The organism is Pseudanabaena sp. UWO311 (genome assembly GCF_006937785.1).
GTDB lineage: Bacteria > Cyanobacteriota > Cyanobacteriia > Pseudanabaenales > Pseudanabaenaceae > Pseudanabaena.
The window spans coordinates 28,065-43,916 of record NZ_SJEE01000015.1 but is presented as its reverse complement, the minus strand read 5'-3'; the positions used below and the strand labels follow the sequence as shown (position 1 = coordinate 43,916).

Genomic DNA, 15,852 nt, shown 5'->3' with positions numbered 1-15,852 from the left:
TAATGTCAATTTTACCGTCTAACCATGTAATGACCACCGATGAAAATAGTGATCGCAGTAAGCATCCAAGCCTAACAATAAGTCAAAAAACTAATTTTTTTGAAACACCATCATCTAAGCCTCATTTAATTTTAATTGTAGATGATGATTCTTTCATGCGAAAAATCTTGGTGCGGTATTTGGAGCGCGAAAATTATCGTGTGGTTGAAGCGACTAATGGCATGGAGGCTTTAAAAATTTATCAAGAATTTCACCCAGATATAATTTTACTGGATGCAATGATGCCAGTTCTAGATGGATTTGAATGTTGTTCCCGTCTCCAAAAGCTGCCAAATGGCGATCATACTCCCGTATTAATTATCACTGCCCTTGAAGATCGAGAGTCTGTAGATCGCGCCTATGAGGTGGGAGCTTCGGACTATGTAACTAAGCCAATTCACTGGGCTGTCTTGCGTCAAAGGGTACGTCGTTTGCTCGATCAAGCTAATCTTCGCCAACAGCTTGAATCAGCCAATCAACAATTAGCAATTGTTGTCCAAGAATTAAGAAGATTGGTCTCCATTGATGGCTTAACCCAAGTGGCTAACCGTCGCTGTCTAGATGAATATCTAGAGCAAGAATGTAAACGATCGCATAGAGAACAAATTCCTCTTTCATTGGTGTTATGTGACATCGATTTTTTTAAAAACTATAACGATAATTACGGACATCAAGAGGGCGATCGCTGCTTACAGGAAATTGCCAATGCAATTAGTAAATCCACCAATCGTCCTGCGGATTTGGTCGCTCGGTATGGAGGGGAAGAATTTGCAATTATTTTGCCGAATACCGATGCCGAAGGAGCTTTGAATGTGGCGATTCGTGCCACAGAAATTGTGCGATCGCTACAATTGCCCCACGCTTGCTCTAAAGTCGCCGATCATGTGACGATTAGCTGCGGGGTTGCAACACTTGTTCCTGCGCATGGGTTTGAAGTGCTCCATTTACTCAAATCAGCTGATCGCGCCCTATATCTTGCTAAAGCTGAAGGTCGAAACTGTGTCAGGCAAAATGCATACGTCCCAGATTAATAAATAGTGTAAGGCGGCGCGAAGCGCCGCCTTACACTATTTATTAATCTGGGACGTTATCGAAAATATGGTACGGTCTTAGCTGAATGCTATATGACTAAACTACGGTAATCGCATAATTTTATGGAATGGCATACTACGGACGCACAAAGCCTAGCAATAATCGACAACGAGATTGGTGAACACTCACTTTCACCAGCCGAATATGAAATTGTGCGCCAAGTAATTTATGCCACCGCAGATTTTGAATATAAAAATCTTGTCAGGTTCTCTGAGCAAGCTTTACAGGCTGGAGCCGCAGCCCTTGCTACCCGTACAACAATTATCGTCGATGTGCCGACTGTACAAGCTGCCATCTTTCCAAAAATCTGTGATACTTTCGCGAATCCCATTTATTGCGGCGTAGAAGCAATCACTCGTCCCCAAAAAGGTAAAACGCAAGCAGCTTGGGGGATCGAAACTTTGGCAAAACGTTATCCCGAAGCCATTTTTGTAATTGGTGAGTCTCAAACAGCATTGGCGACTCTAGTGGATTTGATCGAAATGGAGGATGTCAAGCCTGCGTTGGTAATTGGTACTCCTGCTGGTTTTATTGATACTGATGTTATTAAGTCTCGCTTAAATGATTCATTAATTCCCCATATTCGCGTCGATGGTCGTAAAGGCAATGCGATCGCAGCGGCAGCCATATTCAATTCTCTGGTCAGCTTGGCATGGCAAGCCTACGGCAATAAATTATAGAGACAAACACCGAAGGTGTTTGTCTCTATTTTATGACCAGATAATGCCTGATAGATTTGCCTCTTTTGTAAGCATTCCCTCAGTGGAGGCATCAGCCATTTTTGATTTACTTAAGTTCGCCTTATAGAAATTCACACGGGTTAAGTCAGAGCCTTGAAGATTAGCACTAGTCAAATCAGCTTCGCTGAGATCAGCATCACATAGACTAGCTCCATACAAGCTCGCAAAGGTCAAATCAACCTCAGAAAGCATCGCTTTATTCAGGTTTGCGCCATTGAGACTCGCTCGACTGAGATCGGCACGTTGTAGCATAGCTTCATTCAGGTTCGCTCCAAATAACCTTGCATCCCTGAGAATCGCCTCACTCAGATCGGCTCGATTTAGTTTTGCCTTGCCCATATTTGCTCCTGTTAGTTTGGCGCGAGGCAATTTCGCTTTGTTCAGAATTGCTCCATATAAATTCACGCCATAAAGTCTGGCATCACTAAGATTTGCTTCGCTAAGATCTGCTTCTCCTAAGTCAGCACCACTAAAATTAGCGCTGACGAGATTGGCTCGATAGAGCTTAGCACCATTAAAGTCAGCACCATTAAGCTTGGCATTGCTTAAGTTTGCACCATAGAGACTGGATTCACTCAGATTTGCACCACTGAGGTCGGCATGACTCAAGTCAATACCATTCATATCCGTTCTGCTAAGATTTACTCCCGCAAAGTTGCGACGACCTGCATGGTAGCTATTGATTAATTCACTTACTTCCATTAAGTTTCCACCATTTGTTTAATAAATAATCCCTTCCCCCTAAAAAGGCGTTAATAATTTAGTTGCGCATGGCAAAGCCGCGCACAACTAAATTATTGGAATAAGGTATAGCGCACAGCACTATATCTTATTCATTGTTTTCGTCCATTTCTGCTTCCATTGCTTCTAAAATCTCTTGTTCTTGAGCCATAAAATCTTCTTCACTGATATCACCAAGATCGAACTTTAGTTGTAAAGTAGTGAGCCTTTTTTGAAGATTTTCGGTTTTTTCTAACTCAGTAGTCGCCCTTTCTTCGATTTGTTCCGCGATCCAGACTAGTCCATCAAGGGGTGCTGTCAGTAGTTGCCATATCATTGGGAAATGTACTCCTTAATTTCTGATTGCAGGCTGACGGATTTTGTAAAACAGCCTCATAAACTAAACCTATGCTAAGTGTTGCCTACCAATATGGGGTACGCCCCCTTTTATTTTCACTCGATCCTGAAGCTGCGCATCATTTGGCGATCGCCACTTGTCACCGAATTAGTGAATCTCCAATTCTGCAAGCGATCGCTAAGTCTACCTTCTACTATAGCGATTCGCGGCTATCGCAAACCTTATGGAACATTAAATTTGAGAATCCCGTCGGCTTAGCGGCAGGTTTTGACAAAAATGCGGAAGCGATCGGCGCATGGGAGCATCTGGGATTTGGCTTTGCAGAAGTGGGGACGATTACAGCCCATGCTCAGTCTGGCAATCCACAACCGCGTTTGTTTCGCTTGCCCAGCGATCGCGCAGTTTTAAATCGGATGGGTTTTAATAATCGTGGTGCAGCAGCAACAGCGACTGATCTTAAAAATTACTTGCAAACCCATAAGCTGACTATTCCCCTTGGCATTAATCTTGGCAAATCTAAAATTACGGAGATCGCCGATGCAAAACTAGACTATGCCGAGAGCTTGCGATCGCTATATGATTTTGGAGATTATTTCGTCGTTAATGTCAGTTCACCAAATACGCCCAATTTGAGGGACTTGCAAGCAACCGATCAACTATGCGCGATTCTTGCAGAACTAAATCCAATTAACACCCAGAAAAAACCGATTTTAGTAAAAATCGCCCCTGACTTGAATGATGCTGACATTGTTGAGGTAGTCAAAGCGAGTCAAACCTATGACGTAGCAGGAATTATTGCTACAAACACGACGATTTCTCGTCAAAACTTAACAACTACGCATTTGTCCATTACTGGGAAGCTTGTCACTGAGGAAGCAGGTGGAATTAGTGGTAAACCTGTACGCGATAGCTCTTTGGAAGTGATCAACCTCATCTGGCAAACAACTCAAGGAAGTTTACCGATCATCGGTGTGGGAGGCATTTTCACGGCGGAAGATGCTTGGCAAAAGATTACGGCTGGGGCAGCGATCGTGCAGGGTTATACGGGCTTAATCTATGAGGGGCCAATGATCATCAAAAATATATTGAAAGGATTGGTTGCCAAGTTAGAAGCGAATGGCTTAGATAATATTCAACAAGCGATCGGGATGTCGCATAAATAAGAAAAAGGCGGGCTTTGCCCGTCTTTTTCTTATTGGAATGGTAGTAAAAGAATACTCAAAATTGTAAAGATCTCATTAATGAAATAATCTCGCTGATCAATTTTGAGAGTGCGATCACATAGTTGCATAAATTTCCAATCTGTCCCTGTTGTCACACAGCCATAAACGGGTTGATCAACTAAACCAGTTTTCGTATTTACTATTTGTGCAGCGATCATCTCTGCCGCACATTGCCCCAAACCCGATTTGATATTTTCATTTTTTGCTTCGACCAACATCAGTACAGGCGATCGCACTTCATAGGAATCCTTGATCGCGCTGAGAATATAGTCGCAGTAACCTGTCAATCCTTGTGTCGGATCGATATTAAATTCTGTACCAGAGAAAAACCCAATTTCATAATTGAGCTGACGACGTACCTCTAGGAGCACAGGTGCAATCACCATTTCTGATCGTGCTTTTTCGGTATTGATCGCGGTAGCTAATGCAAGGTTTTCATCCAGCGTAGTAATTAAATAATCACTAGCCGTAGTTGGCAAAATATTGAGAAAAAGACTTTTTGGCTCTTCAACAACTAGCGCAAAAGTCTCTCGAACACGAGATAGGTTGAAGTCACTGTAAGCCATGTTAATTTCCCCAGAATAAAAAAGGCGGCGCTATGCGCCGCCTTTTTGGGTTTAAGTTAGAGCGGCTGCGCCACCAACTACTTCCAGAATTTCTTGAGTAATCGCGGCTTGGCGGGCTTTGTTGTACTGCAAAGTCAGGGACTTAATTAGGTCGCCTGCATTTTCAGTAGCGTTGTTCATCGCTGTCATCCGAGCAGCAAGTTCGCTAGCTACGGATTCTTGCAAAGCGCGGAGGATTTGATTGCTCAGATACAGAGGTAACAAAGCATCAAGGATTTGTTCAGGATTTTGTTCAAAGAGCAATTCTTTTGGCAATTCCTTGACAGTAATTTCTCTCTTTTCGCGCTCTACTTGGAATTTACCACCACGGGTAATTAGGCGGAAAATTTCATCGTCTTGAGGTTCTAGTCCTTGAGGTTCCAAAGGCAATAGAGTTTGGAGGACAGGGCGAGAGCTAATCAGAGATACGAAGCGCGTATAGATTAACTCAACACGATCAATTACACCAGCTAAAAATGCTGAGGTAATCTCATCCTCGATCGCATTGGCTTCAGCTGCGTTAGGAATTTGGTTTAAGCTAACGAACTTAGCGGCGATCGGCTGCTCACGACGAGCAAAGTATTGCGCCGCCTTACGACCAACCAAGATAAAGGTGTAATTGATACCTTGTTCTTTTAATTCTTTAGCACGGGCTTCAGCGCGGCGGATAATGGTTGAGTTATAGCCACCACAAAGACCACGATCGCCTGAAATTACCAGAAGACCAACGGTTTTGACAGGACGTTTTTCGAGTAAAGGCAGACTGACATCTTCAAATGAGATGCGCTGCTGGAGACGATATAGGACTTGAGCGAGGCGATCGGCAAAAGGACGAGTGGCAAGAACTTGCTGCTGAGCACGTCTGACCTTTGCGGCTGCGACAAGACGCATTGCTTCAGTTATCTTGCGAGTATTCTTAACAGTGCCGATGCGATCGCGGATGGATTTGAGGTTAGCCATGAAACTAAATTGCTACTTGCTATTGAATACTATGGAAAATTTGGAATATCACAGAAGACACTTAAGTATCCTAAGTATCTTAATAAAAAATTGCGCCTTCAAACCGCAAACTAATGTATATCCTTGAAATTGATTAGCATGGTAATAAATCTGCGTCAGCAGATTTATTACCAAAAATTTGCCAATAACCTTTTAATCCCTTGATATGATCGCCTCTTCACCTTCTTTCAACCCAATTTTCACGATAAATAGCCCAAACCCTGATATTGCTGAACCATCAGGCGATCTGCTCGAAATTGCAGGGCGTAAGTTCCGATCTCGCTTAATGACTGGCTCAGGAAAATATGCCAACTTCGAGATAATGCGTCAGGCGATCATTGCCAGTGGCTGCGAGATTGTGACTGTGGCGGTGCGCCGTGTCCAAACTAATGCTGCGGGGCACGAAGGACTTGCTGAAGCGATCGACTGGAGCAAATATTGGCTATTGCCCAACACTGCTGGCTGTCAAACTGCCGATGAAGCGGTGCGCGTGGCAAGACTGGGGCGCGAGATGGCAAAGATTTTGGGGCAAGAAGATAATAATTTTGTAAAGCTAGAAGTAATCCCTGATCTCAAATATTTACTCCCCGATCCCCTTGGTACTTGTAAAGCTGCTGAACAGTTAGTTAAAGAAGGCTTTGCAGTTTTACCCTATATCAACGCCGATCCCCGATTGGCAAAAACTCTCGAAGAAATTGGTTGTGTAACGGTGATGCCTCTTGGATCACCCATTGGTTCAGGGCAGGGTATTAACAATGCCGCAAATATCGCGATCATCATCGAAGAATCCAAGATTCCCGTCGTGGTCGATGCTGGTATCGGCGTACCTAGCGAAGCCGCAGCAGCAATGGAAATGGGTGCATCAGCCTTGTTGGTAAATACCGCGATCGCCTGTGCGAATAATCCTGTGGCAATGGGTCGGGCGATGGGCATGGCAACTGAGGCAGGTCGCGCCGCCTATCTGTCGGGAAGAATTCCTGTCAAAGCTTATGCTAGCGCCAGTTCACCACTAACTGGATTAGTATCTTAAGGAATAGGGTTGCATAGCATAAAACCCAAAAGATAAGTGGCGGTGCGTAGCACCGCCACTTATCTTTTGGGTTTTGCAAAACTTTGCTATGGCTGCAAACGTTTAAGTACTTTTGTCCATACTCTTTGCGATCGCAGCTTCACCACTTGCCAATAATCTAATTCGGGAATATTGCTTTGATATAACTGCTTGTGATCAAAAAATTCGTTTAGCTCGATCAAAATCACTTCTAATCGCTTGATGATATTTTCAGCACGATATTCATCTAATACAGTTGGCGATAAAGACAATTTTTGATTGGTTTGAATTACCCTAAGAATGCGATGCATATCAAACTCTAGTGAGTATCCTGCAATCTTGTAACAGTTGAAAGCAGGATCTAAATAATCAGACAAGCCATGATTGACACTAGAAAAAACTTGACAGCCACAAGCCAGAGCTTCCATTGGCTGCAAGCCAAATCCTTCGGTTACATTCTGTACAGCCCAATATTCTGCTGAGTCATAGAGATAGACCTTCGCACGATTAAATAATCCTTCCAGATCTTCAACATAATGATCAATTACTTCAACTCGACATTGCTTTTGCAAGGCAGGAATTAATTGGTTCATCAAATAACTTGAGGATTTTCGCGCCTGCACCAGCACATCAATATCGCGATCGCTCCAATGACTATTTTCTTGATTTTGAAACTTACTGGAGATCTCGTTAGGTAAATAATAAATTAACGAATGTGGCGATCGCTGTCCCCAATAGCCGAGAGTATTGCGACTCACCGTAATAATTGGCACACTCGCTGGTAAATTAAAGCCATAACCTGCGCTATGGGCGTGATAAATTGCATTCAAACGCTTTAACTTTGGCGCAAGTTTAACAACATCAAATCCCCAGCTCATCACAAAAATTGCATCATCTAAAGCTCGAAACGTATCATCTGAATCCAATAAATCATCCAGCCAAAGATGCTCTTTTTCGCGCTGGCGATAGGTGACGACTTCCGCAGCACAAACTTTTTTGACTAATTCCAAGGTTTTTAGCTCTGCCCACAACCCGCCGCAAGCAAATTTATTTGTAGTTCCTGGCAGCAAAAAGTATAGTCTTCTCATTTAGCAAGCTCAAATATCAGGCTCAAATCCTTGTTAAACAAGTTTAGGTTAAAAGAGATAACCATCAAAAAACTTCACTGGAGCTTTCTGCCCTTGTGGATTACAGCCACATCACTGAGTTACGCGGGGGGTGGCAAAATTAGCGCCTCTGTCACAGACTTCATAACTGGTGATTTTGGGGTGTTTTTAAGTTTTGCAGTGATGAGCCTCGCGATCGCGGTATCTCAGTGGCTAGTGATCAGGCGATATATACGGGGTGTCGGATGGCTGTGGACAACTTTAGTGGGTGGTGCTGTGGGCGGCTCGCTAAGTTCTTGGGCAAGCTTTCAGTTGGCTGTCACCTATGGCGATGCAGTTGATTTATTGATGATATATGCTTGTTTACGGGGATTTTCAACTGGATTTATGCAATGGATGCTAATTAAACAGTATTTTAAACAATCAGGCTGGTGGATTGTGGGGACTACGGCGAGCTGGTATGTGGGTGTAATGGTGGGTAGTTTGTTGATCACCAAACTGGGATATTTTTTAACACTTGTTGTTGGCGCGATTTACGGATTGCTGACAGGATGTGTTTTATTGATGCTTTTCTGGAGTCGCAGAAAATAAAGCTAAACTAAACTATAAGTAACTCAACAAAATTAAAAACTCAAAACCAAAATCTTTACCGCCCGCATATTGGGCGGTAAAGATTTTGGGGTTTTATATTTAATTTTGCCTAGCGACTTAAGTTCAATTCTCAGCTCATAAATAGATCAGGCATGGCACTTTTTACACTGCGATCGCTCCGCAAAGATTTTGGCATCAAGGAAATCCTCAAGGATGCTAGCTTTAGCCTCGATGAAGGCGACAAAGTGGGTTTAATCGGCACAAATGGGTCAGGAAAATCCACATTACTCAAAATGATTGCAGGGTTAGAGCATAGCGATGGCGGCGAACTTTGGGTGAATTCCAGCGCCAAAATTATCTATTTACCGCAGCAACCTGATTTAAACGAAGAAAATACGGTCTTAGAACAAGTATTTGCCGATAGTGGCGAACAGATGGCGCTAGTCAAGGAATACGAAGAAATTTCCGATAAGCTAACCCACGGACATGGGGATCAAGATCGTTTACTAGAGCATTTATCGCGTGTATCAGAACGAATGGATCAGACAGGTGCTTGGGATTTGGAGACCAATGCCAAAATTGTCTTGACTAAATTAGGAATTGACGATCTCGAAGCGAAAATCGGCAGTCTTTCGGGTGGATATCGCAAACGGATTGCGATCGCCTCAGCATTGCTCTCTGCGCCCGATGTGCTGCTGATGGATGAGCCAACCAACCACCTTGATGCGCTCTCTGTGGAATGGTTGCAGAGCTATCTCAATCGCTATCGTGGCGCATTATTGCTAATTACCCACGATCGCTATTTTCTAGATCGTGTTACCAATCGCATCATTGAAATTGATCGCGGCGATTTGTATTCTTATTCGGGCAACTATTCCTATTATTTAGAGAAAAAAGCCGAAGCGGAAGACTCGGCACAGAGTACACAACGCAAACATGCGGGACTATTGCGGCGGGAATTAGAATGGCTAAAAAAGGGCCCAAAGGCACGTAGTACCAAGCAAAAAGCGCGGATTGATCGCGCTCATGATTTGCAAGCAATGGAATTTAAACAAGCCAATGCTAAGGTCGATATCACTACCGCAGGGCGGCGCATTGGCAAAAAGGTTGTCGAACTGGATCGCATTTGCAAATCCTATGGCGATCGCACCCTGATCAAAGATTTTTCCTATAACTTCACGCCCGAAGATCGCATCGGCATTATTGGCAGCAATGGCGCAGGCAAATCCACGCTGATGAATATGATCATCGGACAGTTGCAGCCCGATGCAGGCACTGTGGAAATTGGCACGACGATCCATTTCGGCTATTTCGATCAACATTCCGACGATCTGGCTGAACATGGCAATCAGCGCGTGATTGACTATCTCAAAGATGTCTCTGAACTAGTCAAGACATCGGATGGGAGCATCATTACTGCTTCGCAAATGTTAGAGCGATTTCTCTTCCCAGGTAATACGCAATATGCTCCGATCAATAAACTTTCTGGTGGCGAAAAGCGGCGCTTATTCCTTCTCAAGGTCTTGATGGCGGCTCCGAATGTCTTGATCCTTGATGAACCGACTAATGACCTTGATGTACAGACTCTCGCTGTATTAGAAGAATATCTCGAAGACTTTAATGGTTGTGTGATTGTGGTATCCCACGATCGCTATTTTCTTGATCGCACGGTCGAAATGGTATTTTCTTTTGAGCCAGAAGGTGAAGTTCGCTTATATCCTGGGAATTATTCTATTTATTTAGAATATAAAAAAGACGAAACTGAGAAAGAATCTAATAGCGCAAAATTGCAAGCAAATAAAGTTGGTAAAGACCAGAAATCAACTAACGTTACACCATCTGTGACTGCAACTTCTAAACCCAAAACTGAGCCCAAAAAACTTTCACAACTCTCTTACAAAGAAAAACGTGAGTATGAGGAACTAGAAGCAAAAATCCCCAAACTGGAAGCAGAAAAGATCCAGACCGAGAAGAAGCTCTATCACAATGCGCCTACTGGTCATACGGAATTACAGAAACTTTCCGATCGTTTAGCAGAATTAACTATGGCGATCGATAAATCTACTGAGCGTTGGCTAGAACTTGCCGAGCGTTTATAGATTATCTATCACTAATGTTACGTGGAATCTTTTGCTGTTAACTGCACAGGGCAACTATGGGGGATTACCCTTACCTGAAAATATAGATGTAGGGATAGTGGGTATTGCCTGCCAGCGACAAACTCATTTAAAAACCTCTGTAGCTATAGTTGCAATCACTTGTCTTAGGACAAAGTAAAACCCAAGAATTGATTTGCGGCGCTTCGCGCCGCAAATCAATTCTTGGGTTTTATGTTCTAGTACACTTGGAGGCAGCTATAGCAATTCATAAAAGCATCGACACACTTTAGTGAATCGAAATTCAAACCAATCATGGGTTTTAAAAACACAAAATAGCTACGCTATTTTGTGTTTTGGTATTATTATGTGATTCATGCATTGCTCATATCCAAAATTGCAAGATCTTATTTAATATTCAGTATTTATTTCGATTTTATGTGTTTATAAAACTTGCCACTAAGTGTCTATCCGCTATATTTGTTATAGCTTTCGCAAAATGTATTTGAGCATAAAAATAATTCTTAAAATAGTAACGCTATTTTATGGATTCCCCAAGCTTTACGAGCGAACGAACAAATAGCTTCACCCCAAAAATAGCCTTGACTAATAACCACCCATCAACCAAAACAGCACCTAATAGCTCAAGGTTGAAGCTGCCTCGTTTGGGGATAGAACTTAAAAATCCTCGCTATTGGATTGAGGTAATCGGCATCGCGCTCGCCTATTTTGGATCCTCTTGGATAATTGCTAATACTATCCCTAGGCTTTATGGTCCTTCTCCTGTCTGGCCAGGAGCGGGGTTTAATGTGGGGTTACTTTTGGCGTTTGGGCGATCGCGATGGTTAGGTGTTTTTTTAGGCATCCTATTTTTTAACCTTCATAAAAACTGGTTAACAGTTTTAATTCCAGCATTAGGAGCAAGTATTGGCTCCACCATTGGCACATTGATCACCGTTTCGCTGATTTTAAGATTTACGCGCACAACTTACCCCTTCAATCAAGTTCGTCATGTAGTTGTGTTTTCTCTTTGTTCCCTATTTAGTGGAACCATCTTCCAAACCATTACTGGTACTGGCATATATATTCTCACTAAACGATATGAGGGGGATTTCCTAAAAGATTATTTCTTGCCATGGTGGATTGGCGATTCGATCGGGGTATTGATTTTTGCGTCTATAGTCCTAACATGGCTGCGATCGCAGCGAGACAATACGATCAAATCTTGGCTGAATTGGGAAGTAGTTATTGCGATAAGTAGTTTAATCTTAGTTGCCTATTTCTCCTTTTATCAAAGCCAACCTATAGAATATTTACTATTACCACCATTACTCTGGTCAGCTTTTCGTTTTGGGGCAAAGATAACTACCTTGCTCATCATGATTGTTAGCATGACAGCCTCTGTAGCAACGGCATATAAGTTTGGAGTCTTTTATAAAGCTATAGGTCAGGGAGATTCGCTGTTATTACTGCAAATCTTTATGGGTGTAATTGCTTTGACGACAATGATTACTATTGCCATTGTGGAAGAAAACCGTAAAGCAAACTTGAGCTTGCAAAGAGCTAATGCCGATCTAGAGCAAAGGGTGCTTGAGCGTACTAGTGCTCTGCGTCAAAGTGAAGCTAAGGCTCTAGAACTAGCGTCTAAAGCAGAATCTGCCAATCAAGCTAAAAGTGCTTTCATTGCCAATATGAGCCATGAACTGCGATCGCCACTAAATGCAGTACTTGGATTTTCACAAATGATGATGAGAGCGAAGAATTTAACAGCAGAACATTATGAAAGCGTCAGTATTATTAATCAAAGCGGCGATTACCTGTTAACACTTATTAACAACATTCTTGACCTATCAAAAATTGAAGCAGGTAAAACAACTCTAAATTTACAAACTTTTGATCTAGATCATTTGTTAGATGACATCGAAGATATGCTCCAACTAAGCGCATTCAACGCTGGAATTAATCTAATTTTTGAGCGTGATGTCAATGTCCCCAAATATATCTGTACTGATCAAGTCAAGTTACGTCAAGTCCTGATCAATTTGATTGGCAATGGGATCAAATTTACTAAGAAGGGCTCGGTTTCTGTTTTTGTTACAAATGCTGGTCAGTCTAAAAATACATCGGTTGAAACTTTAGGGAAAACTTTAGAATCTTCATCAGATGATAAATGCATCCTCAATTTCAGCATTCGCGATACAGGAGAGGGTATTGCCGATGAAGAATTGTCCGAATTATTTATATCCTTTTCTCAAGCTCAGGCAGGACGTGAAAAGCAAGAAGGTACAGGCTTAGGCTTAGCAATTAGCCGCAGGTTTGTGCAGTTGATGGGTGGTGAGATCTCAGTTACTAGTGAACTTGGAAAAGGTTCTACTTTCCAGTTTCAGATTCACGCGCAACTTGGTAAAGAGATTGTTAGTAACCCTAACGAAAAAAGACGAGCATTAGCCCTTGCTCCTGAGCAACCCAATTACAAAATCTTAGTTGTGGATGATAAACCCGTTAATTGTCAATTGTTAGTAAAGCTACTAAGACCGATGGGCTTTGAAGTCCAAGAAGCTAGCAATGGACAAGAGGCGATCGCCATCTGGGATCAGTGGGAGCCACACTTAATATGGATGGATATGCGAATGCCAGTCATGGACGGCTATGAAGCGACAAAATACATCAAGTCCACAATTAAAGGCAATGCTACTGCTGTGATCGCGTTAACAGCCAGTGTATTAGAAGAAGAAAAAGCGATAGTGCTCTCAGTAGGTTGCGACGACTTCATCCGCAAGCCATTTAAAGAGCACATAATTTTTGATACTCTTGCCAAACATTTGGGAGTGAAGTACACTTACGAAAATATTCAGAATCACGAACGAAAGATCCACTTTCCCTCGGAAATATCGCTAACTCCTAAAAATTTAAAAGTTATGCCAGATAGCTGGATTATGCAATTATATAGATCGTCCCTTGAAGCTGATAAAAATATTGTTATAAACTTAATTAGGCAAATTCCAGAAGACGAAACTTTCTTAGTGCGATCGCTAACTAAACTCGCACATAATTTCCAGTTTGATAAATTAATTGATCTCACTGAGCCTTTACTTTCAAAGTATATTTAATAACGCTTTGCGTTCTGATTAAATCTGCAAAATTAATTCATGAACTATAACCATTCGCTAGAAATAACGGGCAATATCCTCTTAGTAGATGATCTCCCAGAAAATTTACAACTACTAAGTGATTTACTAGTAACACTTGGCTATAGTGTCCGTAGCGTTACTAGTGGTCGGATGGCTCTCAAAACTGCGAAGGTAAAACGACCAGATCTAATTCTGTTGGATATCAAGATGCCAGAGATGGATGGATATCAAGTCTGCCAAGCGCTCAAAGAAGATCTAGATTTACGCGATATCCCAGTGATTTTTATTAGCTCTTTAGATGATGTATTTGATAAAGTAAAAGCTTTTTGGTCTGGAGGAGTTGATTACATTTGCAAACCTTTTCAAAGCGAGGAGGTTTTAGTTCGTGTCGAAAACCAATTGACAATTCAGCGCCAGAAACGGTTATTGCAAGACGAAATTGCTAGACACAAAGAAACCGAAGAAATGTTGTATCAGTCTAGAGCTTTAGTCACTAGCGTTTTAAATAGTGTGTCTGATGGTATTGCCGCTATGCAGGCAGTTCGCGATCCAATTACTGGCAACATCATGGATTTTCGTTGCTTAATCTTAAATCCGATGATATCAAGAATATTTGATCGCTGCCGAGAGGATTTAATTGGTAAATTAGTGCTAAGGAGATTTCTGGAAAAATTTAACCGCCAACTGTTTGACCGATTAATTAATGTTGTAGAGACTGGGGTGACTCTAGATGAAGAGCTCTACTATTCTTCAGAACCTGTTGGTTGGTATCATGTCATAGCCATCAAGTTAGGTGATGGCTTTACAATCACGATTAGAGATATTTCTGCTAAGAAACAACGTGGGTAAGGTGATTTCTCACTAAGATTTACCCCACCCTAACCCTCCCCTTGCAAAGGGGAGGGAACAAGATTTCTAGTTTCTCCCCCTTTGCAAGGGGGAATTAAAGGGGGTAATTCCAACTTTTATTAAGATGATGGGAGATTCTTTACGAGAAATGTCCTAAAAAAGTGGCTGTGCAAAGCACAGCCACTTTTTTAGGTGCTAAACAAAAGCGATCGCATTTGTTTAGCTATGAGATCAGGATGTTCGGCTTTCATTAAGGCGCGAACTACCGCAACACGTTTAGCACCCGCCGCGATCGCAGCCTCTAAATTATGTTCATCAAGTCCACCGATCGCGAACCAAGGAATGTTGATATTCTCAGCAGCGTAGTTGACATACTCATGACCAGACGCAGACTTGTTCGGCTTTGTGGGTGTGGCATGAACGGGACCCACACCCACATAATCTACATGATTATTCAACGCAATTTCAAGTTCTTGGGGATTCGTGGTTGATTGCCCAATAATGTATTGCGATGCATCGCCACCATGCGCATTTAAAATTTGGCGCACTGCGGAAACGGGCAAATCTGTTTGCCCTACATGGATACCATCGGCTCCCACCGCGATCGCAATATCAACGCGATCGTTAACTAGAAATAAAGCTTCGTATTTATGGCAAATTTCGCAAAGTTGTTGGGCGATCGCATAGCGGGTTCCATCCTCACCATCTTTTTGCCGATACTGCACGATCTGCACACCGCCTTGGAGAGCCGACTCCACAACGGAGACAATATTCTCTACAGGCATCGTCACCAGATATAAATTTGCAGCTTGTAATTTTTGGCGACGGATTTCACCAATATTTGTAACTTCATGGGTCAGTAATTGACTCTCAAGGGTATAGACCTGATAGCGCATTTGTTTCATCGCTTCTCCCATAGTGGGATCAATAACTTTGCTATATTCTTCTAAAACTCTGAGAGCTTCTTGTAAGCGTCCCATATTCGCTCTGAGGACAGCTTGGACATCAGCACGAACAGATTCATTTGCATGGCTCAACCCTGTGGCGGGATCGTCGGGAGTATTACGGGCGCGACGAAATTCTTCTTTGTGCCATAGAGCGAGTTCTTGGCGCATGTGTTTACAGCGATCGCACAAGCTCACTTCCTCTATGCCAAAACGACACCACTCTTCAATGGTACGTAAAGCTTCACGAGCGCGATCGAGGTTGGCATCAAGGATGCGATAGATGATTTGTGGGGACATATAAATAAAGG

General features: G+C 42.5%; 13 protein-coding genes and 1 pseudogene. 8 read left to right on the top strand and 6 right to left on the bottom strand.

Annotation, left to right across the window (positions count from 1 at the left end):
- The first annotated feature begins 2 nt into the window (after positions 1–2).
- Positions 3–1,070, top strand: coding sequence for a PleD family two-component system response regulator (locus PseudUWO311_RS12890; RefSeq protein ID WP_142655646.1), 1,068 nt, complete (start codon positions 3–5; stop codon positions 1,068–1,070).
- Between the two features lie 123 nt (positions 1,071–1,193).
- On the top strand, positions 1,194–1,811 hold the full coding sequence (locus tag PseudUWO311_RS12885) for a precorrin-8X methylmutase (RefSeq protein WP_142655645.1): 618 nt from the start codon (positions 1,194–1,196) through the stop codon (positions 1,809–1,811).
- Between the two features lie 30 nt (positions 1,812–1,841).
- Here PseudUWO311_RS12885 and PseudUWO311_RS12880 read toward each other — a convergent pair whose 3' ends face one another.
- Both PseudUWO311_RS12880 and PseudUWO311_RS12875 read right to left on the bottom strand, forming a co-directional pair.
- A complete protein-coding gene (locus tag PseudUWO311_RS12880; RefSeq protein ID WP_142655644.1) occupies positions 1,842–2,573 on the bottom strand; it encodes a pentapeptide repeat-containing protein in 732 nt (243 codons plus the stop codon).
- A 127-nt stretch (positions 2,574–2,700) separates the two neighbouring features.
- Positions 2,701–2,928, bottom strand: a complete 228-nt coding sequence (locus tag PseudUWO311_RS12875) for a gas vesicle protein GvpG (protein ID WP_142655643.1) — start codon at positions 2,926–2,928, stop codon at positions 2,701–2,703.
- A gap of 71 nt (positions 2,929–2,999) precedes the next feature.
- Here PseudUWO311_RS12875 and PseudUWO311_RS12870 point away from each other — a divergent pair, with 71 nt between their 5' ends.
- Entirely contained in the window at positions 3,000–4,112 is a 1,113-nt protein-coding gene (locus PseudUWO311_RS12870) for a quinone-dependent dihydroorotate dehydrogenase (protein ID WP_142655642.1), read from the top strand.
- 29 nt (positions 4,113–4,141) lie between these two features.
- Here the strand turns inward: PseudUWO311_RS12870 and PseudUWO311_RS12865 are convergent, their stop codons facing one another.
- Together PseudUWO311_RS12865 and PseudUWO311_RS12860 are read right to left on the bottom strand one after the other, a co-directional pair.
- Positions 4,142–4,738: a hypothetical protein gene (locus PseudUWO311_RS12865; RefSeq protein WP_142655641.1), complete on the bottom strand. Its 597-nt coding sequence runs from the start codon at positions 4,736–4,738 to the stop codon at positions 4,142–4,144.
- A gap of 51 nt (positions 4,739–4,789) precedes the next feature.
- Positions 4,790–5,737: a F0F1 ATP synthase subunit gamma gene (locus PseudUWO311_RS12860; protein WP_142655640.1), complete on the bottom strand. Its 948-nt coding sequence runs from the start codon at positions 5,735–5,737 to the stop codon at positions 4,790–4,792.
- Positions 5,738–6,026: 289 nt separating this feature from the next.
- On the opposite strand from PseudUWO311_RS12860, the pseudogene PseudUWO311_RS12855 reads away from it, so the two are divergent.
- A pseudogene (locus PseudUWO311_RS12855) lies at positions 6,027–6,806 on the top strand (thiazole synthase); the annotation flags it as partial.
- An 86-nt stretch (positions 6,807–6,892) separates the two neighbouring features.
- Here PseudUWO311_RS12855 and PseudUWO311_RS12850 read toward each other — a convergent pair.
- The gene (locus PseudUWO311_RS12850; RefSeq protein ID WP_142655639.1) at positions 6,893–7,912 is read right to left on the bottom strand and encodes a glycosyltransferase; all 1,020 of its coding nucleotides are present in this window, start codon (positions 7,910–7,912) and stop codon (positions 6,893–6,895) included.
- A 93-nt stretch (positions 7,913–8,005) separates the two neighbouring features.
- Between PseudUWO311_RS12850 and PseudUWO311_RS12845 the strand changes: the two genes are divergently transcribed.
- The 4 genes from PseudUWO311_RS12845 to PseudUWO311_RS12830 all read left to right on the top strand — a co-directional run bounded on the left by PseudUWO311_RS12845 (position 8,006) and on the right by PseudUWO311_RS12830 (position 14,597).
- A complete protein-coding gene (locus PseudUWO311_RS12845) occupies positions 8,006–8,521 on the top strand; it encodes a hypothetical protein (RefSeq protein ID WP_142655638.1) in 516 nt (171 codons plus the stop codon).
- A 152-nt stretch (positions 8,522–8,673) separates the two neighbouring features.
- A complete protein-coding gene (locus PseudUWO311_RS12840; protein WP_142655637.1) occupies positions 8,674–10,620 on the top strand; it encodes an ABC-F family ATP-binding cassette domain-containing protein in 1,947 nt (648 codons plus the stop codon).
- Positions 10,621–11,162: 542 nt separating this feature from the next.
- A complete protein-coding gene (locus tag PseudUWO311_RS12835; protein WP_142655636.1) occupies positions 11,163–13,727 on the top strand; it encodes an MASE1 domain-containing protein in 2,565 nt (854 codons plus the stop codon).
- A 39-nt stretch (positions 13,728–13,766) separates the two neighbouring features.
- On the top strand, positions 13,767–14,597 hold the full coding sequence (locus PseudUWO311_RS12830; protein WP_142655635.1) for a response regulator: 831 nt from the start codon (positions 13,767–13,769) through the stop codon (positions 14,595–14,597).
- Between the two features lie 188 nt (positions 14,598–14,785).
- On the opposite strand, the gene PseudUWO311_RS12825 is transcribed toward PseudUWO311_RS12830, so the two are convergent.
- Positions 14,786–15,841 (bottom strand): thiamine phosphate synthase, encoded by a 1,056-nt coding sequence (locus PseudUWO311_RS12825; protein ID WP_142655634.1) that lies wholly within the window; start codon positions 15,839–15,841, stop codon positions 14,786–14,788.
- Positions 15,842–15,852 lie beyond the last annotated feature (11 nt).

Excerpts from the sequence above, each read along its gene's own strand:
- PseudUWO311_RS12860 (WP_142655640.1), bottom strand. The coding sequence starts at position 5,737 with ATGGCTAACCTCAAATCCATCCGCGATCGCATCGGCACTGTTAAGAAT.
- PseudUWO311_RS12865 (WP_142655641.1), bottom strand. The coding sequence starts at position 4,738 with ATGGCTTACAGTGACTTCAACCTATCTCGTGTTCGAGAGACTTTTGCG.
- PseudUWO311_RS12850 (WP_142655639.1), bottom strand. The coding sequence starts at position 7,912 with ATGAGAAGACTATACTTTTTGCTGCCAGGAACTACAAATAAATTTGCT.
- PseudUWO311_RS12825 (WP_142655634.1), bottom strand. The coding sequence starts at position 15,841 with ATGTCCCCACAAATCATCTATCGCATCCTTGATGCCAACCTCGATCGC.
- PseudUWO311_RS12890 (WP_142655646.1), top strand. The coding sequence starts at position 3 with ATGTCAATTTTACCGTCTAACCATGTAATGACCACCGATGAAAATAGT.
- PseudUWO311_RS12885 (WP_142655645.1), top strand. The coding sequence starts at position 1,194 with ATGGAATGGCATACTACGGACGCACAAAGCCTAGCAATAATCGACAAC.
- PseudUWO311_RS12830 (WP_142655635.1), top strand. The coding sequence starts at position 13,767 with ATGAACTATAACCATTCGCTAGAAATAACGGGCAATATCCTCTTAGTA.
- PseudUWO311_RS12840 (WP_142655637.1), top strand. The coding sequence starts at position 8,674 with ATGGCACTTTTTACACTGCGATCGCTCCGCAAAGATTTTGGCATCAAG.
- PseudUWO311_RS12870 (WP_142655642.1), top strand. The coding sequence starts at position 3,000 with ATGCTAAGTGTTGCCTACCAATATGGGGTACGCCCCCTTTTATTTTCA.
- PseudUWO311_RS12880 (WP_142655644.1), bottom strand. The coding sequence starts at position 2,573 with ATGGAAGTAAGTGAATTAATCAATAGCTACCATGCAGGTCGTCGCAAC.
- PseudUWO311_RS12875 (WP_142655643.1), bottom strand. The coding sequence starts at position 2,928 with ATGATATGGCAACTACTGACAGCACCCCTTGATGGACTAGTCTGGATC.
- PseudUWO311_RS12835 (WP_142655636.1), top strand. The coding sequence starts at position 11,163 with ATGGATTCCCCAAGCTTTACGAGCGAACGAACAAATAGCTTCACCCCA.